The organism is Chryseobacterium sp. SIMBA_038, from assembly GCF_046535115.1.
In the GTDB taxonomy this organism is placed as follows: domain Bacteria; phylum Bacteroidota; class Bacteroidia; order Flavobacteriales; family Weeksellaceae; genus Chryseobacterium.
Window position 1 is genome coordinate 1 of record NZ_JAWRXH010000304.1, and the last position, 255, is coordinate 255.

The following is a 255-nucleotide window of genomic DNA, read 5'->3' on the forward strand; positions in this document are numbered from 1 at the left end:
AAATCAAATAAAACTGAACAAAGGGAATATTTACCCTGACTCGAATAAAAAATTGCAATTGCTAATCGATATTAAGCAGGATTATAAAACTACCCTGAACGCATTGGTTAGTACATTGAAGAAATATCCCGAAATTACTGGCAATTCGGGAGTGAAAATTGTTATTACAGGGGGGAGACCTCAGCCTGCTGATTTTAAAAACTATCCCAATTATCTTTATTTCGATGGAGATCTTGATCAAAACTATGCTGCGGA

General features: G+C 35.3%; 1 pseudogene. It reads left to right on the forward strand.

Annotated features, from left to right (window positions below):
• Positions 1–52 precede the first annotated feature (52 nt).
• Positions 53–255: pseudogene (locus SB689_RS23660) on the forward strand (alkaline phosphatase); the annotation flags it as partial.